This is a genomic window from Georgenia sp. Z2081, assembly GCF_055326445.1.
The window spans coordinates 573,591-597,833 of sequence record NZ_JBUZNK010000001.1 but is presented as its reverse complement, the minus strand read 5'-3'; the positions used below and the strand labels follow the sequence as shown (position 1 = coordinate 597,833).

Sequence of the window (24,243 nt, the reverse complement as noted above, 5' to 3'; positions counted from 1 at the left end):
TGGATGGCACCGAGCCCTCCCCTGCCGGAACGGACGCGGTCCTCATCGCGGCGCCGCCTCCCCCGCGGCGACCGGCGGACGAGCCGCTGCCGGCGTGGGCGCGGCGAGGGTCTCGCCCAGCTTCTCTGCGAGCTCGGGCGCGTGGGCTCCGCGCGCCGCAGCCTGTCGGCAGCGCACCAGCGCCCGTGGCCAGTTGAGCGTGATCGACCCGGTGAAGGTGCCGTCCTGTGTTCCGTACAGCACGGCCGCCCTGCCGTCGTCTGGGTCGCCGACCACCCAGGTCCGGGTTCCCCGTACTCCCACGACCTGCAACTTCCAGTCGTACTGATCGCTCCACACGTACGGGACCTGTTCGTAGCCCTCCGTCGAGGGGGCACCGGCGATCTGTCGGGCCACGTAGGTCGCCTGGTCCACGGCGTTCGTCCAATGCTCGAGCCTGACGTGCGTACCGTCCGCGACGGAGAACCGGCGTGCAACGTCGCCGATCGCGAACACACCGTCGGCGTCTGCGACCCGGCAGAACTGGTCGGTGAGTACGCCGTCCTGCAGCGGCACGCCCGACTCCTGGAGCCACGCGGTGGTCGGCACCACGCCGAGCCCCACGACGACGGCCGTCGCTGGAAGCCGCCGGCCGTCGGTGAGTTCGACACGGAAGTCGCCCGCCGTCCCGTCGACGGCCGTGACACCGACGCCGAGCTCCATGCGCACCCCCTGCTGCACGTGGTGGTCGCGGAACCACCCGCCGACGAGCGCGTCCAGGCCGCGTTGCATCGGCAGCGGCTGCGGATCGACAAGCGTGACGTCGACGCCCCTCCGGCGAAGCGTGGCGGCCACCTCCGCGCCGATGAAGCCCGCACCGATGATGACGACCGGGCCCCCGGCCGCGGTGTCCGCACGCAGGGCCTCGGCGTCGTCGATCGTGCGCAGCACATGCATGCCGGTCCGCTGGCCCCACGGCGAGGGACGCGGCGCACTCCCGGTGGCGATGACGAGCCGGTCGTACGGCACGACCTCGCCCGATGCGAGCGTGACGGCTGTGCCGGCAACGTCGAGGCCGGTCGCCGCCACACCGAGCAGGAGGTCGATCTCCTGATCGGCTGCCTCCTCCTCCGTCAGGAGGGTCACCTTGTCCCGGTCCGAGGTGCCGTGCAGGTAGTCCTTCGAGAGCGGCGGCTTGTCGTAGGGCCGGCCGGTCTCCTCCCCGATGAGCGTGATTCTGCCGTCGTAGCCCTCGGACCGGAGCGTCTGGGCGGTCCGGACGCCGCCGACGGAGCTACCGACGATGACGACACCGGTCATTCCGTCACCTCGGTGAGGGTCAGTGCGGAGACCGGGCAACTACGAACTGCGTTCTCGACGTAGGCCCGCCGGTCCGACGTGACGTGCTCTTCGAGGACGCTGACGACCCCGGCCTCGTCGTCGATGTCGAAGTACTCCGGTGCCGCGACCACGCAGTTGGCGTACGCCTCGCAGGCACTGAGGTTGGCGGTGATCCTGTACATGTTGCCTCTTCCTTGTCTGATCGTTCGTGACGTTCGTGTCTCTGTCCGGAACTCAGAGATAGAGCGGCGGCATGGCCTGATGCGTGCTCAGCGATCGGGTGAGGGACATGGCGGCCGTCCGCAGGGCGGGAGCGACCCGTCGGTGCGCGAGCGTGGCGACGTTGCCCACGACCGACAGCGCGGCGAGGATGCTGCCGTCGGCGCTGAACACCGGCGCTGCGATGGCCATCGTGCCGATACGCAGCTCATCGACGGAGGTCGCGAAGCCCCTCTCGGCCGCGTCACGAATGCTCGACCGGAGCGCCGACTCGTCGATGATCGTGTGCTCGGTGAACTTCTTCTTCTCCGATCGGAGCACGCGCTCGATGATCTCCTCGCCCGCGTGGGCCACCATGACGCGGCCGCTCGCGGTGGCGTAGGCGGGGAGTCGGCTGCCGGGACGCGTCAGCAGGGCTCGTGAACGCCGCCCGATGAGCTTCGCGATGAACACGACGTCGAGGTCGTCGAGCATGCACAGGTGCACGTTCTCGTCGGTGACGCTGAAGATGTCCTGCATGATCGGCGTCGCGATCCGATAGATGTTCTCCTGCGCGAAGGCGCCGACGCCGATCTCGAACAGCCGCAGGCTCACTCGATAGCCGCCGTCCGCCCGGTCGAGCGCGTTCCACTCGCAGAGCTCGGACAACAGACGGTGTGCCGTGGACGTCGGCAGTCCCGTCCGGCGGCAGATGTCGCTCAGCGTGAGACGTCGGCGGCTGTCCCGGAAGCACTCGAGGATGAGCATCAACCGTCCGGTCACCGAGGTCGGGATCGGACGGTCCTCTCGCCCGGCCCGATCGGCGGCGTCGGCGCGCTCCGCGCTGGACAGGGTCATGGTCGCCCGCTCACTCCTTCGGGAGCTTGCCCGGGTTGAGCAGGCCGAGCGGGTCATACTGTTCGGCGGCCTGGCGGTAGAGGTCGACGTCGCGGTGGATCCCCCAGGTGTGCGGGTCGTTGACGCGGACGTCGACGTCGGCGAGCAACGCCTTGGACCGCGTGATGTCCTCCACGCCGTGGAAGGGGTGGAAGAGGATGCTGACGAACGCCGGGCGCCCGCGCAGGTGGAAGCCGTCGAGGTGGACGAACAGGCCGGGGATCTCCTCGCGCAGGCGCTCCTTCGCCGCGACGAGCCCGTCGCCGGAGGCCTGCAGGTGGCAGTAGTCCGGCACGGTCGCCAGCACGCGTTCGGTGACGTGGTTGAAGCCCAGCGAGACGAGCATGCCGTCCACGCCCTCCTCGACGGCGGTCACCCGGCCGCCGTGGGTCTCGACGTGCCGGGTCGCGTCCGGCACGGCGTCCGCCCCGATGAGCACCCGCATGTTGACGCCGTCCGGCGAGATCAGGTCGTTCGTCTCGGCGAGCACCCGGCCGACCTCGGGGCTGTCGATGCTGAGCAAGCGCGGCTTGACACGGCCCGCCATGATCTCCGCGCCGGCCGCGGCGGCGGCCTCGAGGGTCTCGAACTCGGCGAAGACGCCGCGGCGCTGCTGCGCCGGGACGAGGCGGACGCGGGCCTCCGTGATGACGCCCGTGGTGCCGTAGGCGTGCAGGAAGGGCCGGTTCTCGAGCGTGGGCGAGACGAACGCCTCCGGGCTCGCCACGCACGGCACGACCGTGACCTCCTGGGCGAATCCGTCCCAGATCCACCCGTGCTCGATGGAGCCGGCGCCGCCGGAGCCGCCGCCGAGGAAGCCGCCGATCGTGCTCCCGACGGTGGACGGCATGAGCGCGAGCTCCTGGCCCTCCCGGTGGGCGGCCCGCTCCAGCTGGAGGATGCGCGTGCCGGCCTTGGCGTGCAGCCAGCCGTCCCCGACCTCGCTGACACCGCTCATCCTGCTGGTGTCGATGACGATGCCGTGCTCGAACGGGACAGCCTGCCCGTAGTTGCCGGTGCCCTTGCCTCGGGTGGTCACGGGGACCCGTCTCGCGTAGGCGATCTCGAGGATCCGTTCGACGGTGTGGGTGTCGCGGGGCCAGACGACGACGTCGGCCAGCGTTCCTGGCATGGTCTCGCGCAGGACGGGTGAGAGGTCGTACCGATCGCGCGAGGAGCGCTCCCGCACGTCGGGCTCGACCGACAGGTCACCCTCGGGCAGCACCCGGGCGAGCTCGGCCACGAGCTCGCTGCGACCGTCGTCGATCATCGTCGACGCGGTACCCACCGCCCGCGCGGGGCCCGTGGTCAACGCAGGCCCCGTCGTCGGGGCGTCGTCGTGCATCGATTCATTCCTCATCCGAATCCGTCCCGTCCATGCTCGTTGCCGCCTCCAGCTCGCCGACGACGCGTTCCACGATCGACGCCACGAGCTGCTCACCCTGCTCGGCCGACGCCAGGTGCGGCAGGCCGATCACTCCGTTGGACGACAGGTCCGTCGTCCGCCACCCCACCTGCGGCCCGCCCCCGGCCCCGAGCCGCGTGGCGAGCGAGGTGCGTGCCGCCGCCATGGCGCCGGCGTCCGGCACCAGCTCGTTCCTGACCGCGTGCGGCGCCAGGTGGAGCATCACGGACGTCTCCCCGCACCCCGCGTGCATGTCGAGCACTCCGCCCGCGGTGCCCGGCAGACCGGCGAGCGGGCGGACGATCGACACGCGCAGGTCGTGGCGCAGGCGTGCCTGCCGTGCGGCGACCTGCAGGAGCGGGGCGTTCCCGCCGTGGCCGTTGAACAGGACCACGGATCGCGCGCCGCCGGCTGCGAGCGACCGGCACAGGTCGTCGACCACCGCAAGGAACGTCTCGGGACGCAGGCTGACCGTGCCCGGCAGCCCCACGTGCTCCTCGGAGCTCCCGTAGCGCAGGTGCGGGAGCCAAACCACGTCGACGTCGTCGGCGAGCCGGGCGACGACGCGGTCCTTGAGTCCGTCGAGGATGGCGGCGTCGGTGCCCGCCGGCAGGTGGGGGCCGTGCTGCTCGCAGGCGGAGACGGGCAGCACGAACAGGGCGCGCGAGGCCAGTCGCTCGGCCTCGGGCCCGGCCGCCAGGTCGGCGAGCTCGATGGATCCCACCGGTTCCCCTTTCGTCGATGGCCGGGGCGCGGGGCCGGAGCCGGCGTCGCGCCCCGTCGTGGTCAGTACGAGTTCGTGAAGACGCGCAGCCCGAAGAGCTTGCGGACGACGAAGACGATCACGAGCACGGCAAGGATCTGCAGCGTGGCGACGGCGGCGACCACCGGGCTGGCGCTCTCCGCCGCCTGCCCGTACAGCTCCACCGGCAGCGTGCTGATGAACGGGCCGACGAGCAGCAGGCTGACCGTCGCCTCGTCGAACGAGAGCAGGAACGCGAAGACGGCTCCCGCGGCTATTCCCGGGACGAGGAGCGGCATGACGATCCGGAAGAAGGAGACCACCGGCCCCGCGCCGAGCATCATGCCCGCCTCGAAGTAGCTGCGGTCGAGCTCCTCGAGGCTCATGAGGACCGCGCGGAAGGCGAACGGCATGGTGATGACGATGTGCGCGAGCAGGAAGCCGGTGAACGATCCCAGCAGTCCCCACTCCCGGAAGACCAGCACCATGGCCACGCCCGTGGCGGTGAACGGGAAGATGAGCGGGAGGATGAGGAAGAAGCCGTACGCGCCGGACCCCTTCCAGCGCCACCACGTGATGCTCAGTCCCGCGGCGAACGACAGGGCCACGCTGGCGAGCGTCGTCGCGAGCGCGAGCTGGACGCTCGTGATCGCCGAGCTCACCCAGCGGTCGTCCTCCAGGATCGCCCCGTACCACTGGAGAGAAAACCCCTTCGGCGGGAAGGACAGCACGCCGGAGGAGTTGACGGACGCCGCCACGACGATGACGAGCGGCGCGAGCATGAAGACGAAGATGAGGACGACGGCGATGCGCAGCAGCCGGGACTTGTACAGCACGGGTCAACGCCCCTTCCTGCTCGGTCCCCGCTGACCCCACCAGGTCATGAGCAGGGTCGGCGGGACGACGAGGACGACGAGGACGAACGCCAGGGCGGCGCCCCGCTGGAAGTTGTAGAGCTCGAGCAGCTGGGAGTACATCATCGTGGCGACGGTCTGGCTCCTGACTCCCCCGAGCATGAGAGGGGTGACCACGACGGCGTTGGACATGAGGAAGACGAGCACGCAGCCGGTGGCGACGCCGCGCCGGCTGAGCGGGAAGACCACCTGGGTGAACGTCCGCCACGGGCCGGCACCGAGGAGCGTGGCCGCCTCCTCGAGCCGCACGTCGATGCCCACGAGGACCGTGAGCAGCGTGAAGATCATGAACGGCGAGAGCACGTGCACGAGCCCGACGAGGATGCCGAACTCGTTCTGCACGAGCAGGACGGGATCGTCGACGATTCCGAAGAACATGAGCAGCTGGTTGATCGGGCCCCGGTCGCCGAGGATGATCTGCCAGCCGAAGCTGCGCACGACGATGCTCGAGAGCCACGGCACCACGACGAGCAGCAGCAGCTTGTCCCGCTTGGACTCGGGACTGCGGGCGATGAAGTACGCGATCGGGTACGAGATGAGCAGCGAGATTATGACCGTGAGGAACGACAGCCGCAGGGTGCGCCACAGCGCGTCCTGGAAGGCCGGGCTCCGGAACAGGTCGAGGTAGACGCCGAACCGCGACCCGTCGTCGGCGGGCTGCAGGCTGGTGGAGACCAGGCCGACGAACCCGATGACGAACACGATCGCGAGGAACAGGAACGCGGGCAGGGCGAGGATGATCCAGCCCCGGTGCCGCAGGAACTCCTCGAACCTCGTCGAGGTGCGCAGGTCGGGTTCGATGCGCGGCTCGACCACCCGTGGCCGTTCGGTCACGCCTGACGCCATCGTCTACTCCTCATCGTCTGATGTTCGCCGCACCGTCCCGTGGCAGAGGGGGCGGTGCGGCGCGGCTCGGTCTCACGACCTGACGCGCGGCCCGGGGCGTCTGCCCACCCCGGCGGCGTGCGAGGGCCTCAGGAGGTCGTGGCGAGCAGGTCCTCGATCCGGCTGGTGTACTCGTCACGGTGCTCGGCGAGGTAGCCGTAGTCGGGGAAGACCAGGTTGTCGATGATGTCCTGGGGCGACTCGAACCCTGAGCGCTCCTGGAGCTTGTCGATGAGGCCGGCATCCTGCACGACCGGCACGTAGGCCGACGGCTCCTGCACCTCGACCTGCAGGTCCTCGCTGAGGACGGTGTCGAGGAAGGCCAGCGCGGCCTCCTCGTTGGCCGCGTCGGGGCTCATGACGAGATACAGCGGGCTGGCGTAGCCGCCCTCCTCGGGCAGCACCATCTCCACGGGGACGTCGGAGTCCAGGAGCTGGGAGTACTGCGAGAAGAAGAACGGCGAGACGGTCGCGGCCTGGCTCTCCATCTGGGCGGCCGCGTTGGCGAGGTCGGTGACGACGCCGCGGACGTTGGGCAGCGTCTCCTCAAGGAGCTCCATGCCCAGGTCGAGGTCGGTGTCGGAGCCACCGTTGGCCAGGGAGAACATCGGCAGGTCCGTCGTGGAGAAGAACGACGGGCCGTTCATCAGGTAGCGCCCCTCGAACTCCGGGTTCGCCAGGTCCGCCCACGACTGGATCGAGGAAGCCTCGTGGACCTCGGTGTTGAAAACGATGCCGTAGTAGGTCAATGCCACCGGCACCGCGGTCCAGCCGCCGTCGCTCTCGTGGATCAGCTCGTCGAAGACCTGGTCCGAGCGTTCGAGGTCCGCCGGGTCGACGACCGTGTAGAGGTCGTCGCCCGAGTCCGCGAGCTGGGCGACGTCGGACGCGGTGCCCAGGATGAGGTCGAACTGCACGTCACCCTCCTGCGTGTGCAGGAGGCTGGAGGGGTTAGGGACGCCGGAGATGCTGAGGTCGACGTCCGGGTACGCCTCGCTGAACCCGGTGCCGAACGTGTCGTTCCAGGTCTCCGCGGTCGGTCCGCCGTAGACCGCGACCGCGAGCTGGCCCGAGACCTCCCCGTTGCCGTCGCCGTCGCCCTCGGCCTCCGCGCCGCCCCCGCAGGCCGCGAGGACCAGGGCGGCTGCCGCCATCACCACGCCGTATGAAGTACCACGATGTACTCGAGCGTTCATGTCCTTCTCCGAGTTCTCGATAGATGTGGAGCTGTTGTCAGTTGTCGCTGTCGACGACGGCGACGGTCTCGGCGCGCCACGAGATCCGGACGCGCTCTCCGGGGACGAGCCGCTTGCCGAACGAGTTCACGGGCACGCGCGAGAGGATCCGCTGGCCACCCGCGACCTCGACGGCCACCTTGACGTCGGACCCGTAGAAGAGGACGTCGACGACGTCAGCCTCGACGGCGACCTCCTCCTCCCCCTGTAGTTCGGAAGCCCGAACCACGCCAATGTGCTCCGGGCGCAGCGAGGCGACCAGTTCGTTGCCCGTGCGGACCGGCTCGGCGACGGGGAACCGGGTAAAGCCGGCGTCGAGGACCCAGTCGGCGCCGTCTCGGACCACGCTGCACCCGAAGAGGTTCGTCTCCCCGATGAAGTCCGCCACGAAGGCAGTGGTCGGGTGGTTGTAGATCTCGAGCGGGCCACCGAACTGCTCGACGTGGCCCTTGCTGAACACGGCGATCCGGTCGCTCATCACCAGGGCCTCCTCCTGGTCATGAGTGACGTAGACGAACGTCGTGCCCATCTGACGCTGGAAGTTCTTCAGCTCGACCTGCATGGCCTTGCGGAGCTTCTCGTCGAGCGCCGAGAGCGGTTCATCGAGGAGCAGCACCGCCGGCCGGTGCGCCAGCGCGCGGGCCAGCGCGACCCTCTGCCTCTGGCCGCCGGAGAGCTCCGAGACGGCACGCGTCTCGTGGTCCTCGAGCTGGACGAGACTGAGGTACTCCGCCACCCGTGCCGGGATCTCCGACTTGGGAGTCTTCGCCATCCGTAGGGGGAACGCGATGTTCTCCTCGACGGTCAGGTGGGGGAACAGGGCCAGGTTCTGGAACACGAGGGACACCGGACGGCGGTGCGGCGGGACGCGCGACATCTCTTTGCCGGCCAGGTACACGTGGCCCGAATCGAGGGTCTCCAGCCCGGCGATGATGCGCAGGAGCGTCGTCTTGCCGCACCCACTCGGGCCGAGCAGGGTGACGAACTCGCCGCGCCTGATCGAGAGGTCGATCCCCTCGAGGGCCACGATGTCCCCGAACGACTTGGTGACCTGGTCGATCACCACGTCGCGCTCGGTGTCCTCGCTGGTGACGTCCGGCTCGGGCGGGGCCAGGAGCTTACTCATACTCGGGTCCCGTCCAGTCGTCGGCGCCCTCCGGCGTCGGGTAGTGGTCGACGATCATCGGGCCGAAGTCCTCGTGCTTCATCCGCGTGAGGCTCTCGAGCTCGAGGACGTCGAGGGTGATGGAGTCGTTCGTCTCCAGGTCCGTGATGGTCACGCTGTACCGGTCGTTCTCGTCGCGGGCACGAATCGGGACTTCCTTGATCTCGAGCTCGACCATCGCGAACTCGCTCCTGAGCTGGTACCTGGCACCGGGCATCGACATGTGCAGCTCCCGGCCTAGAGGATGAACGTGAGGTTGTAGATGGGCTGCTCCCGGTCGAGGAGCCGGATGATCTTCTTCGTGATCTGGAAGCCGTTCTCGCCCCCGCGCCGCAGCTCGACCTCGTACCGCCCGTGGATGGCTCGCTGCTGCGCGAGCCCCACCTGGGACAGGTCTCCGGGTCGCATCTCCGCGACGATCATCGTGCCCTGGGCGGTGATCGTCCCCGAGCCCTCGTCCTCGGTCACGTGGGAGACGACGCCGAGGGTGTGCACCGTGCGCGAGGGCGGCATCTGCGCGTACGCCGAGGTGTCGAGCAGGCGGAAGACACGCTCCTCCATCCGCTCGCGGTCGTCGTAGATGATGGCGATCCCGGCGTCCGGGTCGTCGCTCCATCCCGCCACCCAGTACAGGGTCTCGTCGCTGTAGAACGTCAGCCAGCGCCTGAACTCGCGACTGTCGAGGCAGGCGGCCTCGGCGGCGAGGAACTCGGTGACGTCGAAAGTGGTCTGCATGGTCATGTCCGGGTCAGCTCCTGGTTCTTCGTCGCGCCGTCACCGACGTGCTAGGCCGTTCGAGATGAGCTGGTTCCAGCGCCGGTACAGGGCGCGCTGAGGCTGCTCGTCGCTGGAGTGGCCGATGCGTTCGCCGCCGGGCCCGGTGACCTCCCGGTGCAGGCCGCGGGACAGGTCCACCCAGTCCTTGCCGTGCGACTGCAGGCCGGTCTGGTTGTAGACGAAGACCTCGACGTCGTCGGCCGCGCCGAAGCCGGCCGTGCCGAAGAAGCGCTCGTGCTCGCGCAGCCGTGCGGTGTTGATCTCGTCGGGCAGCCCGTCGAGGTTGACGAAGAAGTTCTCCGCCACGGTGTGGTTGTGGGCCGTGGGCCGCAGGATGCGCAGATGGGACTCGAACAGGTACAGGTTCGGGAAGACGAAGATGTTGCGCATCATGTTGATGCGGGCGGCTCGCTCCTCACCGTGGATCTCGTTGAGCTTGTCCGCGTAGTCCTGCTGGTCGGAGGTGTCGAAGGCGCCGAGCATCGTGCCCGTCCGCTCGAGCAACGCATCGCCGGAGCTGAACCCCTTGGCGTAGTTGTCGATGCCGACGCGGTTGCGCGAGGTGCGGATCTCGTCAACGGTGGCGCCGCCGGACCGCTCGATAATCTGCGCGTAGGACTCGTGGACGAAGTTCCCGTGGTAGCCGTCGACGCCGTTCTCGGCCTGGAACTTCCAGTTCGCCGGGTAGTCATAACGCTCGGGGCGGGTGACGACGGTGATGGTTCGTTCAGGCGCGCGGTCGATCCACATGTCGATGTAGTCCTTGACCTCAGCCAAGCGTTCTTCGAGCGGCTCGATCTCCTGCGCCATGCTGGCGAAGATCAGTCCGCGGTATTCCTCGACGTTCGGAAGGGCAGCGAGCGAGAGGTCGCTGCGGTCGAAGTCTGGACCGTAGCCGGACGCTTGGGAGAGACCGACGAACTTCCCAGCATTGTCGTAGATCCAGTTGTGGTAGAAGCAGCGGAAGAAGTTGGAGTTTCCGCGTTCAGCACGACAGACAGCTGCACCACGGTGCGAGCAGCGGTTGTGCAGGACGTGAATCTTCCCCTCCTGATCCCTGCTCACGATGAGAGGCTGCGTTCCAACCGACCGGACGACGTAGTCACCCTTCTCCGGAATCTCCGAGGTGTGACCCACATATATCCACTGGCGATGGAAGATGTAGGTCAACTCGTGGTTGAACACCATCGGGTCGGTGTAGACGTCGCGGTGCACACTGAATCGATTCGGCTCGTCGACGACGTATGCGCGCGTCCCGGCCTCCTCGGCGATGTCCTGTTGCTGGGTCACTGGTTCGCTTCCTTCACGGATCAAGCGAGCACCGCCGCGACGTCGCGACAGCACTGCGCGGAGTAATCAATGACGGTCGGCTACACGCTGACCAGGTCGGAGCGACTTCTGCGTCACTCCTACATTTCGGTTGCGCTCGGCGTTGCATAGATACTGCTCGCCCCCGTCAGTGGTGTCAAAGCGAGTTCCCACTGGCCGGGAAACATCATACGCGAGTGCCGTAAATCAGTTGCTCTGAGGATAGGGTTACCTAACCTGTCGATAGCGCTCAATGCTGGCAGCACGCCGAGCTTGCCAATACAGTCTCAACTTTCCCTGAACCTCTGCTCTCCGAACCGAGCGCAGCCCGCGGAGATCGAAGCGGGGTAGGCAACTACCACTCGCCGGGAACCTTCGCGGGCAGGTCCCGACGCTGCTCGTCAACAGCGCACCACCAAGGCCAGCATGCCCATGGCCATGAGCGGGTCAGGTCGCGGAGCACCCCCACGGTCACGTCTCCCGGTCCACGACTGAGCACGTGCGGTCTCGGGCGCCATCGTTGCGGGTACTGACGCCGTGCCCAATGCCACACCAGGCCGACGAGCGGTCCACCACGTGTGAGGCTGCGTGACATCGCCGAGCTGCCCGGTGTTTCATGGACCACGGAGTCCAACACGCTCAGCGGCCGCGGTCGTGACGACGCATCGAGGCGACGCCGGATCCATGAGATCCCAAAGAGCTCGGATTCATGCCGTGTGCGGCCACGCTGGCACTCAGGTCCCGCCGAACCGGGGTCCTTCCCATGGCCAACACGACCTTCTGGGGACCGTTGGATTACTGCATGCTCGCAGCCAACGCCGAGTCGCGCGCGGCACTCGGGGCACGGTACGTCCTCGCTCTAGTGCCACCCGAACTTCAGGAAGCATGGGTCGCACCCCTACCGGTGGATCGCGCCCTAGTCTTGGACCCGCTCGACGGCGATCCGATCATGGGTGCGTTGCGCAAGCGCGGAGCATCGATCGGCTCGATCGGCCGCATGCCCGACGCGCACCCCTCGGAACAATCCTCGATCTGAACGAAAAGCGCGGTGGAGGTCGAGGCAATTCTTCGTCACGTATACGACCGGGTGGCTCGACGCACGGTCCAACCTACCGGCGCTGGCCGAAGCCTGTACATCTGTCTGCGTCAAGGGGTGGGGCAAGAGTGGCGGTTGATGACCGATCCGCCACCCACGGCAACGCCGATGTCCAGCGCGACCGGACGTCGATGTCGTCAGCCACGCCCTGGACCGTCAGCTCACCGGAGCCGCGCCCGGCGCGTTGCGCTCCTCCCCCACGCTCGTCAGCCGCTCGGCGCCGTGGTCTCGCGACGAACCGAGTACTCACACCATGCGGGTGCCGAACCATGCCGGGAGTTCGGCGGGGCCGTCGGTGGCGCCGGCCCGAAGGAGATCCAGCTGGCGGCTGCGAAGCTGGTCGTCGTGACGTCCTCCTCGAGCTGACGACGCGGAGTGGCGGCGTTCGAGCGAAACGAGGAACCCGCCGTCGCAGGCTGCCTGCCCCGCGCCGTTCACCACCGCGCCGGTGCAGCGTGACCGCCTACTAGTCGCCGAACTTGCGCTGTGTGCGCGATTCGATGAACGCAACGATGGAGTAAAGGGCCCAGCCGAGCAGGCTCAGAAGGAGGAGGGCAAGGATCACGACCGAGACCTGGTCGTTGTCCTGCGCCTGCTTCTGCAGGAAACCGAGTCCGGCCGTTGCTCCGATGTACTCACCGATGACCGCCGCCGTGACGGCCTGCAGCGCGCCCAGCTTGAGGCCGGTCATCAACGCGGGCATGGCGTACGGGAAGTCGATCTTAAGCGCCTTCTTCGCCGTGCTCATGTTCAGCACTTTGGCCAGGTCGCCATACGTGGATGGCATCCCCTGGAGCCTGGACACGAGGTTGATGAGCACGGGGTAGAACGTCACGAGCGCAACCAGCGCGATCTTGGAACCGATCCCCAGTCCGAGCCACAGCACGATCAGTGGCGCGATCGAGATCTTCGGCGTGACCTGCAGGACGACGACGATCGGAGTGAGCAGCCGCTCGACGAGTGGAATCCGGATGAACAGGATCGCCAGGACGATTCCGGCGCTGACGCCGATGATCGCTCCCTGGCCGATCTCCATGAGCGTCTGGAGCGTGTGCGTCTGCAGACTGCCGGTCGACCACAGCTGGGTTCCTACCTGCCAGACATCACCCGGTGACGGCAAGACGTACGAGGGGATCTCCGAGAACACGGCGAGGGCCCACCACGCCGAGAATCCTGCAGCCAGCGAGAGCGCACCGACCCCGACTGAGATGGTGCGCTCCCGCTGTACGGCACTGTTAGTCATCGGTGTCCTCGCGGTTGACCACCATCTCGTCCGCAGGGAAGGACTCCGGGATGATCTCGGCCTCGACCTGAGCGTCGATCGCGTCCTGCCAACGGTCTATGTCGCCGAAGCCGAAGCCCTGCTCGACGGTGAACTCCGACTGCCACAGGTCCGGGATGAAGACCTCGTTCATTACCTGCGTGATCGACTCCTCCTGGCCTGCGAAGGTGTCGGCGTAGTTCTCGATCGACAGACTGACCGCGTCGGCAGTGTTGTCGATCGTGTACTGGATTCCCTGGTCGAGGGCATCGGTAAAGCCTTCGACCACCTCGGAGTCGTTCTCGACGGTGTCCGGGCTCGTCACGACGACGTTCCCGAAGGACGGCAGATACTCGTCGGAGAGGATTTGCTCCACGGGAAAGCCCTGCTCCTGAAGAGTGAAGTACCGCAACCGGGAGAAGATGATGGCGTCGACGTCGCCGTTCACCAGCGACTGGACGATGGCACCCGTGCCGACGACCTGCACGTCGACGTCGTCGACCGTGAGTCCCTCGGCCTGCAACATCGCCTGGAGCTGTGCGTAGTTCGGAGATCCGAGGTCGGTCACGCCGACGGTCAGGCCCTCGAGGTCTGCCGGGGACTCGATACTGGACTCCTCGGAGAAGAGGAGTGCACCGATCCCCTGCTGGTAGGTGGTGTGGACGACGTCGACCTCGACGCCGTTGCCGTAACCATTGATGACCGAGTCACCGTTGGGGAAACCAAAGTCGACGTTGCCGGCGGCCACGTTCTGCATGATGGCGGAGCCCTGAGCGTAGGTGAATTCGACGTTGAGGCCCTCGTCTGCGAAGTACCCCTCCTCCTGCGCGACGTAGAGCGGGGCGTAGTAGGGCACCGCTGATCCGTCGATCTGGATGACGACATCGGTGAGCTCGCCTGAGCCGCCGCCGTCGTCTGCCCCGGCGTCCGGGTCCGTGTCGGTATTGCCCGAGCTCGCCGGGTTGCACGCCACCAGGGTGAGGGCGAGTGCCGTGACCACAGGAGCCGCGGCCCACTTTCGAGACGTTGACATTGACGTTCCCTTCTTGCCAGTTGCTTCTAGCCACGCCACCGGAGGAGGCGCGATTCAGTTGCCGCCACGAGGCTGTATCCGAGGAGACCCACCGTGACCGTGAGGAGAATTGCTGCCATGAGCAGCGGGGTGTTGTAGGTCGTGTTGCCGAGGACCATGAGGTATCCGAGCCCCCTCTGCGCAGAGATGTACTCGGCGAGGAACGCGCCCGTCATTGCGTCGACGATGGCGATCTTGGCGCCCGCGAGCAGGGAGGGCATCGCGCCGGGGATCTGGATCATCCGGAAGTACTGCCAGCGGTTGAGATCGAGGAGCTGGCCGAGCGATCGCACATCGTCGGAGATGGAGGACAGCCCCAGCATCATCGCCATCATCATGGGGAAGAACGCCAACAGGACGATGAGCGTCATCTGTGAGGAGAGTCCGAGGCCGAACCACAGCACCAGCAAGGGTGCGATGGCGATCTTGGGCGCCGCCTGGAGCACGACTATGTAGGGATTGAGGATCCGCCGCACCCACTTCGAGGAGTGCAGCAGCCACCCCAGTGCGACGCCGATGAGGATGCCGGAGACGAACCCGATGACAATGTTTCGCACCGTGTAGGCAAGATTCGGCCAGAGCTCGCCGTTCGTGGCGATCGTCGCGAGCTCCCGAAAGACAGCCGCCGGGCCGGGAAGCATGTACACCGGTACGTCGGCGATCCGGACGTACGCCTCCCACACCAGCAGCGCAACCGCCACGTAGGCGACGATCGCCCCCGTGCGGCGCCACCAGGGGGTGCCTCTCTTGAGGGTGGGGGCCTCTGCGGCGACCTCCGCCACAACCTTGGTCGTCATTCGAGCTCGCTCCGCAGCATGCCGGTGAACTCGGCGAACTCAGCCGTCTGACGCGCCGATGCATCCCTGTTCTCGCGCTTGATCGGCACCGTGTGCACCGAGCGGATGCGGCCCGGACGTGGGCTCATCACCACCACTCGGGAGGAGAGATAGGTGGCCTCGTCGACGGCGTGGGTCACGATCACGATGGTCTTCTTCGTCTCTTCCCAGATGCGAAGCAGGTCGTCGTGCAACTTGTCTCGGGTGATCGCGTCCAGCGCCCCGAACGGTTCGTCCATGAGCAGGATCTGAGGGTCGTAGGCGAGCGCGCGGATGATCGCGACCCTCTGGCGCATTCCGCCTGATAGCTGGCGAGGGAAGGACCCGGCAAAGTCCTGGAGGCCGACGAGACCGAGCAGATAGTCCACACGCTCTTGTTGCTCCGCCGCGCTGGTGCCCTGCACCTCGAGACCGATGGCGACGTTGCGGCGCACGGTCCGCCAAGGTAGGAGCGCAGGTTCCTGAAAGACGAAGCCGATGTCCTTTCCAGGACGCGGTTGCCGGCTCCAGCTGAGGTTGCCGTCGTAGTCCTTGTCCAGGCCCGCGATGATGCGCAGCAGCGTCGACTTGCCACAGCCGGACGGTCCGATCAGCGACACGATCTCGTTGTCGTGGATGTCCACGTTGACGTTCGACAGGGCGACGACGGGCTCGGCTCCGCGGGGACGATACGTCTTGAAGACGCTGTCGATCCCGACGAGCGTCTTGTCCGAACTGCCATGAGCCTGCGGCCCGTTCACGTCTGACGTCTCAAGCACAGCTACCTCTCGGTGATCCAGCGAAGGGTCGGCGACCGGCGCACCGCATGGCACACCGTCGTCGCCTTCTCCACGTCTGATCTGTCGCCGCCGATGTCATCGGCTGGATTTCCAGGACGTTAGGAGCGCGAGTTCTGGTCGGTCAATCCGGGTCTATGAAGCGGAAGCGCCGATCCAAAGTCTTCCGTCTCGCGAAAACCTCAACCCGTGGCCGTGGCATCCGCCGGTCAGCGAGATACGTTCCGGCACGGTGGGTACAGCGTTGGAGCGGACCTGCCCCGTACGTACCCGAGCACGTCAGAGGGAGACTTCCATTGCAGACCGCCAGCGATCCGTGGCTCGGGAACGAGCCACCGCACGTGCCCTGGCAGACCCAGCACGGACCGCTCCCCCAGGTGTGCCTGACTCCCGGCGATCCCGACCGGGTGGAGCTGTACTCACGCGTGATGGATGACTTTGCTGTCCTCGGCCGCCGCCGCGAGTTCGTCCTTGCGCGCGGCTCGTACGCGGGCGTGACGATCGCCGTCTGCTCGACCGGCATCGGCGGGCCCTCCGCCGAGATCGCTGTGGCGGAGCTCGCCCGGCTCGGGGTGCGGACCGTGATCCGTACTGGTGGTATGGGTTCCACCACGACGGACGTGGCGGCGGGGGAGATCGTCGTCGTCGACGACGCACACACCGCCGCCTCCGGCACGGCACGTGCGTACGAGGCTGATCCGATCGTCCATGCCACGCCGACCGTGGTGGATGCGCTGCGCACTGCGCTCTCCGAGGAGGGCGAGTCAGGCGGCACACCTGTGGCCGTCGTCTCCGCGGACTCGTACTACGTGGGAGAGGGGCGCGCGCTGCCGGGTCTCGAGGCCATGGCTGAGCGCCGGTACGCCGAGCTCCTCGCGCTCGACGCTGCCGGTATCGACATGGAGGCTGCGACGATCCTCGCGGTGGGTGGCGCCCTGGGGCTCGACGTCGGCGCCATCCTGGTCGCGCACGGTAACCGGGTGGATGACTCGTGGGTGACTGACTACGAACCTCGCCAGCTCGCGATGATGACGGTCGCCTGCCGCGCCGCCGCAGCGCTGGCAACGAGGTCAGCCACATGACGACCCTCGACCGTCAGGCGCCCGGCGCACCCGCCCGTCCGGAGGACGCGGTCCGTCTCGGACGCCTTGCCCTCCCCGGTCCGGTCATGCCGGCCTCGGGCTGCTTCGGGCCCGAGCTCGCCGGACTGACCGACATGTCCCGGCTCGGCGCGGTCGTCACCAAGACGGTCTTTACCGCGAAGCGCTCGGGCAACATCGAGCACAGACTGTCCGACCTGCCCGGCGCCATGCTCAACAGCGTCGGAATTCCGTCGCGCGGAACCGGCTACTTCCTCGGCGAGACACTCCCGCGTTATCGCGAGCTCGGACCGCCAGTGATCGTGTCGGTCGGAGGGCTCACCCGGGAGGAGTACCGGCAGGTCATCACCGAGCTGCGGGACGCCCCCTGCGCGGCACTTGAGATCAACGTGTCGTGCCCCAACCTCGAGGACGGGGGCCCGGAGATCGGATCCGATCCGGAGCGCGTCCGCGAGATCGTGGCCGAGGCCCGGGAGATCACCGACCTCCCGCTCCTCGTCAAGCTCCCGCCCATGGTCTCCTCGATCGACACGTCGGTCCATGCTGCGGCAGAAGGCGGAGCCGATGCCGTCACCGTCGCCAACTCCCTTCCCTCGCTCGCGCTCGCGGGTCCGTCACGGCAGCCAGCGCTGGGCAACGTCGACGGCGGCCTGTCCGGCGCGGCGATCAGACCCGTCACCCTCCGGCTCGCCCGCGACGCGGTCGCCGCGAACTCCATACCGGTGATCGGGTGCGGCGGTATTTTCAGCTCGAAGGACGCTCGTGACTACATGGCCGTAGGTGCCCGTGCGGTGCAGGTTGGGACCGCGACGTTCCATGACCCCCGACTCCTGGGAGTCATCGCCGCTGAGATGGCCGACGACGTCCCCGACATTCCGCTTCCAGCAATGCTGACGAAAGGCGCACATCGTGGCTCAGCCTGAACTTTCACTGGCAGAGGTCGTCCACGACCCTGACCTGGTCGACCGCGTCGCGGACGCGTGCATCACGCAACTACCGGCAGATGCCGTGCTCGAGATCGACGACATCGTCGTCACCGGTGGGACGGCCACCGTGCTCGTAGCCCACTCGATCGCACGACGCCTCGAGTGCCGTGTCACCCTGGCGGGCCTCGAAGCAGGTCTCATCTACGTCAGCCCTCCCCTTCGGCAGCGTCAGCGGGTCGTACTCCTTGACGGGCACGGCGGCGACGCCGTCAACCAGTCCGCGCTCCGGACGACGGTCGAGCGGACCGCCCACGTGCTGGCAGCCTGCACGATCGGCGCGGACGTCGCGGTCACGATCGAGGAGGTCAAGCGTCGATGACTGCCGGAACCCGGAACCTTATTGACAGACTCAACGTGCTCGGGCGCAGCTCGGCGCCGCCGAGACCCGTGGTGACGGACTCCGTCCTCGTGGAGCGTGTCACTGAGTCGATGCGCTATCAGCGGCTCACGCTGTACGCCCCGCTGATCGCAAGCGTCGCCCAGGCTGGCCAGTTCGTCATGGTGACCGTACCCGGACCGTCGGACATGGTCCCGCCGCTTCCGCGTCCGATGGCCATCCACCGGCGGCGTCCTGGGGCCGGACTGATCGACCTCATCGTCTCGCCGATCGGCAACGGCAGCTCGGTCCTGGCCGCTGCTCCGCCGTCGTCGGAGATCACTCTTGTCGGTCCGTTGGGGCGCGGGTTCGAGACTGCTCCCGCTGCGGGCAAGATCCTGACCCTCTCCCGTGGCATCGGAACCTGCGCGGTCATGTGCGTCATCGAGGACGCCGTCGCCGCGCAGCGACCACACCTTGCCGTGCTGTCCGGCGCAACGGAGGCTCAGGTGGTCGGGCGCGCCGACCTCGACGAGCTCGGCGCCTCCAGCCTTGTCGTCGACGACGTCGCCGGCACCAGTTCCGTCGACGAGCTGAGCCGGAACCTTCACGAGCTTCTCGATGACGACCCGCCCGCCGTCATCATGACCTGCGGCTCTCGCCGGCTGATAGACATGTCTGCTGAGCTCGGTCAGCGTTGGGGAGCACGCGTCGAGGTCTCCGTCGAGGCGCACATGGCCTGCGGCCTGGGCTACTGCCACGGCTGCGCAGACTCCCACAACGGCAAGGAGAGCCCGCTGGTGTGCGTCGACGGTCCCGTCTTCGAGCTCCGTTGATGATGGAACGCCTGACGGACCTGCTGCTCCATGGGAATCACGAGCCCGTCGATCTCGTCATCGACGACGGGCGCATCCTTGAAGTCACCGAGGCCTCTGGCCACGAGGATCCGCGGGTCGCGATCCCAGGGCTTGTCGATGTCCACGTGCACTTCCGTGATCCTGCGGTCCCGGGAAGCCCGCAGGCGCTCTCCGAGAATCTCGAGTCGGGTGCACGTGCCGCCGCCGCCGGCGGATTCACGGAGGTGTTCGCCATGGCCAACACCGACCCCGTCACGGACACACCCGGCCGTTGGACAGACATGCGGCGACGCTCCGAGCACCTCGACGTCGGGATCCACCCGGTATCAGCACTGACGCAGGGACTCGGCGGCACGGCGCTGGTCGATATCGAGGCCATGGTCGCCGTGGGTGCCCTCCTCTTCTCCGACGACGGCCACTGCCTCGAGGATGACGGCCTCGCCCGGGAGGCGATGGCCAGGCTGGCGGCAGCCGGCGGGATCTATGCCGAGCATGCCCAGAGCTCACACATCGTCGGCCAGGGCGTCGTCGACGCCAGCATCGCTGACGCGCTGGGGGTCCCAGGCTGGCCGACCAGCGGCGAGGCCCACATCGTCGAACGCGACATCCAGCTGGCCGCCGACACCGGCTGCCGCGTCCACTTCTGCCATGTCTCGACCAAGGAGTCGCTGGAGCTCGTCCGCGAGGCGAAGGCCTCAGGGCTCCACGTCACTGCTGAGGCCACCCCTCATCACCTGTCACTGACGTCCACCCACGCGTATCGCACGGGCCCGTCCCTCAAGGTGAACCCTCCCCTGCGCTCGAGGCCGCACCAGGCCGCCCTGCGCGAGGCGCTGCTCGACGGAACCATCGACGTGGTCGCGACCGACCACGCCCCGCATACCCATGCTCTGAAGGACCAGAACTGGATCCGCGCCGCGTTCGGCCTGACCGGCGTCGAGACCGCCGTGGCGGTGGTCGCCCAGGTCTTGCGCGAGGAGCGCGGCGTCGTCGACTGGCGAACCGTTTCAGATCTGATGTCGTACGCCCCGCGCTCACTCACTGGCCTTTCGAACGTGTCTTTGAGCGTCGGCGACGAGGCGACCGTGAGCGTCGTGTCCGAGCGCGACGTCACGGTCGATCCGACGAGGCACGTCTCCCGCTCCAGCAACACTCCGTTCCCGGGGTGGCGCCTCCACCACGAGATCGTCAGCACCTACCGTCGCGGCCGCGAGACGTTCGCGCGCGCAGGTTAGGCGCTGGCGACGACCTCGCCCCCCATTCGCTGCGACAGAGCGCGACCGGCGCGCGTCACCTGGTCGATGAGGGTCTGCTTGCGTGCCTCGGTCAGCCGTGCGGAAGGAACGGCGGTGGCGATGGACGCTGCGGCGTACTGTCCCCCGATGTTCACTGGAGCAGCCACGGCCCACACCGCCGAGTCGAGCTCGTCCTCGCACGTCTCGTAGCCACGTGACGCGATCGCATCGACACGCTGCAGGATCTTGTCGACGTGGACGGGCGTGCGCTCGGTGTACACGATGATGGGATTCGCGTGGATCAACGCCGCCTGGCGGCGCCGGTCGAAACCGGCGAGCAGCACCCGTGCCGCCGCAGAGGCGTTGAGCGGCAGCTCCTGTCCCGCACGTACGTAGAGCCTCAAGGCGTGAGTCCCATCCAAGATCCCCGTGCACACCGCTCGCCGACCTGTCATCTCCGCGACGAAAACCGTCTCACCCGTCTGGGCCACCATCTGCCGAAGGAGGGGCCGTGCGACGTCAGCCAGGTTCCGGCGATCCCCCGCGAGCGAGAGCGCAGCGCTGCCTAGCGAGTATCGCCGTTGCGAGTCACGCACGACGAACCCCTCATCGGTGAGCGTCGCGAGGATCCTGTGCATCGACGCCGGCGGGATGTCCAATGCGTCCGACAGCTCCTGCAGGGTCGGCGGCTCGCCAGCTTCGGCCAACTCGGTGAGGACCGCCAGCGATCGTCGGACCAGCTGCATGAAACTACCTCCGTCAGGATCCGCGAAGCGGCGACCACAGCCGCCATCCTACCGGCTCGCGGAAGGACCCAGGACAGGGCTACCTGCGGGCCGCCCCGGTTTCTATGCTCAGAATGCCGTGCCGTCAACGTCTGACCTAGGAGGTCACTGGTGCCATCCGTCCGGCTCGCGGAAACCGTGTCCGTCGAGAACATCAGGCGTGATCTGAACGAGATCGCACGGATCACGGCGCCCGACGCGGGCCCGGGCATCACCCGACTGGCGATGACCGAGTACGAGCGCACGGCCCACGACCTGATGGCCGATCGCCTGCGAGCCCTGGGTCTGGACGTCACAACGGACGCCGTGGGCAACACGATCGCCACGCTCGCGGGCACCGTCGGAGAACCCGGAGAGCGTCCCATCGTCGGATCCGGGTCACACCTCGACTCCGTACCCAACGGAGGGCGGTTCGACGGCGTCATCGGGGTCGTGGCAGCCGTCGAAGCCGCGCGCGCCTTCGCCACGCGCGCCGAACCACGGCATTTCGACCTGGTCATCTCGATCTGGGCCAATGAGGAAGGCGCACGTTTCACCCAGGCATGCAACGGCTCCAGAGCCGCTGCGGGGTCCCTCACCCAGGATGATCTCGACCGTCTCACGGACGTCGACGAGATCTCGCTGCGCACCGCCATGACGTCGTGCGGTCTCAGGCCCGACGACCTCGAGAGCGCGCGATGGGACGGCAGTAGGTGGCGGGGTTTCATCGAGCTGCACTGTGAGCAAGGCAGCGTCCTGGAGAGCGAGGGACTCACGCTCGGAGTGGTCGACCGAGTCTCCTGCTCATCCCGGTTCCGCGTGGACTTCACAGGCGTCGCCTCACACTCCGGCGGCACGCCCATGACACTGCGACGCGACGCACGCATGGCCTCGGCCGAGTGGATGCTCGAAGGGGACCGGATGGCGACCGAGTCGCATTCGGAACTGCGTGTGACGTTCGGGCAAGCCGTCGTTTCCCCGAATGCTCTGACCACGGTCCCCGGGCACGCTTCGGTATGGGTCGACGTGCGCGACGTGGACAACGATCGGATGGATCGCACCGTCGAGCAGCTGAAGGACCTGGCCGAAGAGATCGGCGGGCAGAGGGCGTGTGACGTCGCCGTCGAGCAGCTCGCGCGCGTGGGCGCCACCGACTTCGACCCGAAGGTGATCGACGTCGTCGCGCGTGCGATCGAGCACTTGGGTAAGCCTGTGCGCCACCTCTACTCCGGCGCCAGCCACGATGCACAGATCATTGCGGGCATCATCCCCACCGGCATGATGTTCGTGCCCAGCGTCCGCGGCATCTCGCACGCTCCCGAGGAGGAGACGAGCGTCGATGACATCGCGCTCGGAACTGCCACGCTGGTCCGCGCGCTCTGGGCGTTGGGTACGCAGGACTCCGCGGACGACTAAGTACGCCAGCACTGTCCACTTTCCGTATAGTCCCCTTCCGCACACCCCGACCTACATCGCCAGTGGCACGTACTGAAGCGAGCCTGATCCAACGCCTGGACCTCACCGCCAGCAGAGTTCGCAACTCTCGGGTCAAGTCCCTGGGAGTGGTGTAGCGGTCCTTCGCGATGGGGTCAGGCGGTGAGGGCGGGCAGTGCCTGGGTGGTCACCTCCTGGTCGTCGTTGTTGGGGATGACGCTGAGTCGGCAGCGGGCCAGGACGTCGAGTCCGAGGTAGCGGCGGCCTTCGGCCCATTCGTCGGTCTGTTCGGCCAGGACCGCGCCGACGAGGCGGATGATCGCTTCCCGGCTGGGGAAGATGCCTACGGAGTCGGTGCGGCGACGGATCTCCTTGTTGAGCCGTTCGGTGGGGTTGTTCGACCAGATCTGCATCCAGACGTCCTTGGGGAAGGTCGTGAACGCGAGGATGTCGGCGCGGGCGGCGTCGAGATGCTCGGCCACGGCCGCGAGCTTCTCGCCTACGTAGTCCAACAGCCGGTCGAACTGGGCCTGGACCGCGGAGGCATCGGGCTGGTCGTAGACGCTGTGCAACATCGCCTTGACGGCCGGCCACAGGCTCTTCGGGCAGGCGGACATCAGGTTGGCGGCGCAGTGGGTACGACACCGCTGCCAGGCAGCACCCGGCAGGTGAGCGGCGATGGCCTCGACCAGCCCGGCATGGGCGTCGCTGGTGACCAGGCGGACCCCGCCCAGCCCGCGGGCGACGAGATCGGCGAAGAAGCTGTTCCAGGCCGCCCCGGTCTCACTGGTCGCGACCCGCATGCCCAGGACCTCGCGGTGCCCGTCGCCGTTGACGCAGGTGGCCAGCAGCACGACCGCGTTGATCACGCGCCCGCCCTCGCGGACCTTCATCGTCAGCGCATCGGCGGCCACGAACGTGAACGGCCCGGCCTCGTCCAGGGGACGGTGACGGAACTGCTCGACGTGCTCGTCGAGATCGGCTGCCATCCGGCTCACCTGGGACTTCGACAGTGAGCTGATGCCCAGGGTCTTCACGAGCTTGGGCCCCGCGGTGCGATGCTGCGCGTAGCGCCGCACCGTGGGAGCCATCCGACGGGTGGAAACCCCGGCCAGGTAGCAGTCCGCCACGACCGTAATCAGGGCGGTCTCGGCCCGCTTGCGGCGCTCGAGCAGCCACTCGGGGAAGTACGTCCCGGTGCGCAGCTTGGGGATCGCGACGTCGATCGTGCCCAGGCGTGTGTCGAGGTCGCGGTGGCGGTAGCCGTTGCGCTGCGCGACCCGGTCAGGACTGGGCCGACCGTACTCCGCGCCAGCGACCGCGTCAGCGTCCGCGGACAGCAGAGCATTGATCACGTCCTGGAGCAGGCTGCGCATCAGATCCGGGGACGCCTCGGCCAGGGCTTCACCGAGCAAGCCGCGAGGGTCGACAATATGAGGAGCGGTCATCGTGATGACTCCGTTCGAGAGTGCTGTGAGAGGTTCACTCGAAGGATCACACGGTGACCGCGCCCCCGTCCGGGACGATCACGGGCCACCGCGCTACACCACTATCAGGGACTCAACTACGCGTCTTCAAGATCCAGCACGTCACCGACGCACGGTGCCCGATTCAGGAACGTTCCTTAGGGAACGGATACACCACAATCCCGACACGTCCGAGTT

At 67.6% G+C, this 24,243-nt stretch carries 25 protein-coding genes; 7 read left to right on the top strand and 18 right to left on the bottom strand.

Going from position 1 to position 24,243, the window contains the following annotated elements; genetic code table 11:
- Window positions 1-42 precede the first annotated feature (42 nt).
- From ACZLKG_RS02810 to ACZLKG_RS02755, 12 genes are all read right to left on the bottom strand, one after another.
- Window positions 43-1,299, bottom strand: a complete 1,257-nt coding sequence (locus ACZLKG_RS02810) for an NAD(P)/FAD-dependent oxidoreductase (protein WP_463647871.1) — start codon at window positions 1,297-1,299, stop codon at window positions 43-45.
- On the bottom strand, window positions 1,296-1,502 hold the full coding sequence (locus tag ACZLKG_RS02805) for a ferredoxin (protein WP_463647870.1): 207 nt from the start codon (window positions 1,500-1,502) through the stop codon (window positions 1,296-1,298). The genes ACZLKG_RS02810 and ACZLKG_RS02805 overlap by 4 nt, the downstream gene beginning before the upstream one ends.
- Before the next feature lie 52 nt (window positions 1,503-1,554).
- Window positions 1,555-2,376, bottom strand: coding sequence for an IclR family transcriptional regulator (locus ACZLKG_RS02800; protein WP_463647869.1), 822 nt, complete (start codon window positions 2,374-2,376; stop codon window positions 1,555-1,557).
- Window positions 2,377-2,386: 10 nt separating this feature from the next.
- On the bottom strand, window positions 2,387-3,685 hold the full coding sequence (locus tag ACZLKG_RS02795; RefSeq protein WP_463647868.1) for an FAD-binding oxidoreductase: 1,299 nt from the start codon (window positions 3,683-3,685) through the stop codon (window positions 2,387-2,389).
- A 79-nt stretch (window positions 3,686-3,764) separates the two neighbouring features.
- Entirely contained in the window at window positions 3,765-4,544 is a 780-nt protein-coding gene (locus tag ACZLKG_RS02790) for a creatininase family protein (RefSeq protein WP_463647867.1), read from the bottom strand.
- Window positions 4,545-4,606: 62 nt separating this feature from the next.
- Window positions 4,607-5,398 (bottom strand): ABC transporter permease, encoded by a 792-nt coding sequence (locus ACZLKG_RS02785; RefSeq protein ID WP_463647866.1) that lies wholly within the window; start codon window positions 5,396-5,398, stop codon window positions 4,607-4,609.
- Window positions 5,399-5,401: 3 nt separating this feature from the next.
- The gene (locus tag ACZLKG_RS02780; RefSeq protein ID WP_463647865.1) at window positions 5,402-6,322 is read right to left on the bottom strand and encodes an ABC transporter permease; all 921 of its coding nucleotides are present in this window, start codon (window positions 6,320-6,322) and stop codon (window positions 5,402-5,404) included.
- A gap of 128 nt (window positions 6,323-6,450) precedes the next feature.
- Window positions 6,451-7,515 carry an ABC transporter substrate-binding protein gene (locus ACZLKG_RS02775; RefSeq protein WP_463647864.1) on the bottom strand — a complete coding sequence of 355 codons (1,065 nt, stop codon included), beginning with the start codon at window positions 7,513-7,515 and terminating at the stop codon, window positions 6,451-6,453.
- 79 nt (window positions 7,516-7,594) lie between these two features.
- Window positions 7,595-8,722, bottom strand: coding sequence for an ABC transporter ATP-binding protein (locus ACZLKG_RS02770; protein ID WP_463647863.1), 1,128 nt, complete (start codon window positions 8,720-8,722; stop codon window positions 7,595-7,597).
- A complete protein-coding gene (locus ACZLKG_RS02765) occupies window positions 8,715-8,984 on the bottom strand; it encodes a hypothetical protein (protein ID WP_463647862.1) in 270 nt (89 codons plus the stop codon). Before ACZLKG_RS02765 ends, ACZLKG_RS02770 begins: the two co-directional genes overlap by 8 nt.
- A gap of 14 nt (window positions 8,985-8,998) precedes the next feature.
- Window positions 8,999-9,502 (bottom strand): aromatic-ring-hydroxylating dioxygenase subunit beta, encoded by a 504-nt coding sequence (locus tag ACZLKG_RS02760; protein WP_463647861.1) that lies wholly within the window; start codon window positions 9,500-9,502, stop codon window positions 8,999-9,001.
- Window positions 9,503-9,535: 33 nt separating this feature from the next.
- Window positions 9,536-10,828, bottom strand: coding sequence for an aromatic ring-hydroxylating oxygenase subunit alpha (locus tag ACZLKG_RS02755; protein ID WP_463647860.1), 1,293 nt, complete (start codon window positions 10,826-10,828; stop codon window positions 9,536-9,538).
- 781 nt (window positions 10,829-11,609) lie between these two features.
- On the opposite strand from ACZLKG_RS02755, the gene ACZLKG_RS02750 reads away from it, so the two are divergent.
- Window positions 11,610-11,882 (top strand): hypothetical protein, encoded by a 273-nt coding sequence (locus tag ACZLKG_RS02750; protein WP_463647859.1) that lies wholly within the window; start codon window positions 11,610-11,612, stop codon window positions 11,880-11,882.
- A 526-nt stretch (window positions 11,883-12,408) separates the two neighbouring features.
- On the opposite strand, the gene ACZLKG_RS02745 is transcribed toward ACZLKG_RS02750, so the two are convergent.
- Genes ACZLKG_RS02745 through ACZLKG_RS02730 form a run of 4 tightly spaced genes read right to left on the bottom strand, consistent with a single transcriptional unit; the run spans window position 12,409 to window position 15,851 of the window.
- The gene (locus ACZLKG_RS02745; RefSeq protein ID WP_463647858.1) at window positions 12,409-13,185 is read right to left on the bottom strand and encodes an ABC transporter permease; all 777 of its coding nucleotides are present in this window, start codon (window positions 13,183-13,185) and stop codon (window positions 12,409-12,411) included.
- Entirely contained in the window at window positions 13,178-14,236 is a 1,059-nt protein-coding gene (locus ACZLKG_RS02740) for an ABC transporter substrate-binding protein (protein ID WP_463647857.1), read from the bottom strand. The genes ACZLKG_RS02745 and ACZLKG_RS02740 overlap by 8 nt, the downstream gene beginning before the upstream one ends.
- A 26-nt stretch (window positions 14,237-14,262) precedes the next feature.
- A complete protein-coding gene (locus tag ACZLKG_RS02735; protein ID WP_463647856.1) occupies window positions 14,263-15,072 on the bottom strand; it encodes an ABC transporter permease in 810 nt (269 codons plus the stop codon).
- Window positions 15,069-15,851: an ABC transporter ATP-binding protein gene (locus ACZLKG_RS02730; protein WP_463647855.1), complete on the bottom strand. Its 783-nt coding sequence runs from the start codon at window positions 15,849-15,851 to the stop codon at window positions 15,069-15,071. Before ACZLKG_RS02730 ends, ACZLKG_RS02735 begins: the two co-directional genes overlap by 4 nt.
- A gap of 377 nt (window positions 15,852-16,228) precedes the next feature.
- On the opposite strand from ACZLKG_RS02730, the gene ACZLKG_RS02725 reads away from it, so the two are divergent.
- From ACZLKG_RS02725 to ACZLKG_RS02705, 5 genes are all read left to right on the top strand, one after another.
- Window positions 16,229-16,969 carry a phosphorylase family protein gene (locus ACZLKG_RS02725; RefSeq protein ID WP_463647854.1) on the top strand — a complete coding sequence of 247 codons (741 nt, stop codon included), beginning with the start codon at window positions 16,229-16,231 and terminating at the stop codon, window positions 16,967-16,969.
- Entirely contained in the window at window positions 16,966-17,910 is a 945-nt protein-coding gene (locus ACZLKG_RS02720; RefSeq protein ID WP_463647853.1) for a nitronate monooxygenase, read from the top strand. Before ACZLKG_RS02725 ends, ACZLKG_RS02720 begins: the two co-directional genes overlap by 4 nt.
- A complete protein-coding gene (locus ACZLKG_RS02715) occupies window positions 17,897-18,292 on the top strand; it encodes a hypothetical protein (RefSeq protein ID WP_463647852.1) in 396 nt (131 codons plus the stop codon). The genes ACZLKG_RS02720 and ACZLKG_RS02715 overlap by 14 nt, the downstream gene beginning before the upstream one ends.
- Window positions 18,293-18,381: 89 nt before the next feature.
- Window positions 18,382-19,125 carry an iron-sulfur cluster-binding protein gene (locus ACZLKG_RS02710; protein ID WP_463647851.1) on the top strand — a complete coding sequence of 248 codons (744 nt, stop codon included), beginning with the start codon at window positions 18,382-18,384 and terminating at the stop codon, window positions 19,123-19,125.
- The gene (locus ACZLKG_RS02705; RefSeq protein ID WP_463647850.1) at window positions 19,125-20,381 is read left to right on the top strand and encodes a dihydroorotase; all 1,257 of its coding nucleotides are present in this window, start codon (window positions 19,125-19,127) and stop codon (window positions 20,379-20,381) included. Before ACZLKG_RS02710 ends, ACZLKG_RS02705 begins: the two co-directional genes overlap by 1 nt.
- Here the strand turns inward: ACZLKG_RS02705 and ACZLKG_RS02700 are convergent.
- Window positions 20,378-21,127 (bottom strand): IclR family transcriptional regulator, encoded by a 750-nt coding sequence (locus ACZLKG_RS02700; RefSeq protein ID WP_463647849.1) that lies wholly within the window; start codon window positions 21,125-21,127, stop codon window positions 20,378-20,380. The genes ACZLKG_RS02705 and ACZLKG_RS02700 overlap by 4 nt on opposite strands.
- A gap of 150 nt (window positions 21,128-21,277) precedes the next feature.
- Between ACZLKG_RS02700 and ACZLKG_RS02695 the strand changes: the two genes are divergently transcribed.
- A complete protein-coding gene (locus tag ACZLKG_RS02695) occupies window positions 21,278-22,561 on the top strand; it encodes a hydantoinase/carbamoylase family amidase (RefSeq protein ID WP_463647848.1) in 1,284 nt (427 codons plus the stop codon).
- 173 nt (window positions 22,562-22,734) lie between these two features.
- Here ACZLKG_RS02695 and ACZLKG_RS02690 read toward each other — a convergent pair whose 3' ends face one another.
- On the bottom strand, window positions 22,735-24,027 hold the full coding sequence (locus ACZLKG_RS02690; protein WP_463647847.1) for an IS256 family transposase: 1,293 nt from the start codon (window positions 24,025-24,027) through the stop codon (window positions 22,735-22,737).
- Window positions 24,028-24,243: the final 216 nt, after the last annotated feature.

Bases quoted from the DNA above. Each gene is read 5' to 3' on its own strand.
- ACZLKG_RS02810 (WP_463647871.1), bottom strand. From the start codon at position 1,299: ATGACCGGTGTCGTCATCGTCGGTAGCTCCGTCGGCGGCGTCCGGACC.
- ACZLKG_RS02805 (WP_463647870.1), bottom strand. From the start codon at position 1,502: ATGTACAGGATCACCGCCAACCTCAGTGCCTGCGAGGCGTACGCCAAC.
- ACZLKG_RS02800 (WP_463647869.1), bottom strand. From the start codon at position 2,376: ATGACCCTGTCCAGCGCGGAGCGCGCCGACGCCGCCGATCGGGCCGGG.
- ACZLKG_RS02795 (WP_463647868.1), bottom strand. From the start codon at position 3,685: ATGATCGACGACGGTCGCAGCGAGCTCGTGGCCGAGCTCGCCCGGGTG.
- ACZLKG_RS02780 (WP_463647865.1), bottom strand. From the start codon at position 6,322: ATGGCGTCAGGCGTGACCGAACGGCCACGGGTGGTCGAGCCGCGCATC.
- ACZLKG_RS02775 (WP_463647864.1), bottom strand. From the start codon at position 7,515: ATGGCGGCAGCCGCCCTGGTCCTCGCGGCCTGCGGGGGCGGCGCGGAG.
- ACZLKG_RS02770 (WP_463647863.1), bottom strand. From the start codon at position 8,722: ATGAGTAAGCTCCTGGCCCCGCCCGAGCCGGACGTCACCAGCGAGGAC.
- ACZLKG_RS02765 (WP_463647862.1), bottom strand. From the start codon at position 8,984: ATGTCGATGCCCGGTGCCAGGTACCAGCTCAGGAGCGAGTTCGCGATG.
- ACZLKG_RS02760 (WP_463647861.1), bottom strand. From the start codon at position 9,502: ATGACCATGCAGACCACTTTCGACGTCACCGAGTTCCTCGCCGCCGAG.
- ACZLKG_RS02750 (WP_463647859.1), top strand. From the start codon at position 11,610: ATGGCCAACACGACCTTCTGGGGACCGTTGGATTACTGCATGCTCGCA.
- ACZLKG_RS02745 (WP_463647858.1), bottom strand. From the start codon at position 13,185: ATGACTAACAGTGCCGTACAGCGGGAGCGCACCATCTCAGTCGGGGTC.
- ACZLKG_RS02740 (WP_463647857.1), bottom strand. From the start codon at position 14,236: ATGTCAACGTCTCGAAAGTGGGCCGCGGCTCCTGTGGTCACGGCACTC.
- ACZLKG_RS02735 (WP_463647856.1), bottom strand. From the start codon at position 15,072: ATGACGACCAAGGTTGTGGCGGAGGTCGCCGCAGAGGCCCCCACCCTC.
- ACZLKG_RS02720 (WP_463647853.1), top strand. From the start codon at position 16,966: ATGACGACCCTCGACCGTCAGGCGCCCGGCGCACCCGCCCGTCCGGAG.
- ACZLKG_RS02705 (WP_463647850.1), top strand. From the start codon at position 19,125: ATGATGGAACGCCTGACGGACCTGCTGCTCCATGGGAATCACGAGCCC.
- ACZLKG_RS02700 (WP_463647849.1), bottom strand. From the start codon at position 21,127: ATGCAGCTGGTCCGACGATCGCTGGCGGTCCTCACCGAGTTGGCCGAA.
- ACZLKG_RS02690 (WP_463647847.1), bottom strand. From the start codon at position 24,027: ATGACCGCTCCTCATATTGTCGACCCTCGCGGCTTGCTCGGTGAAGCC.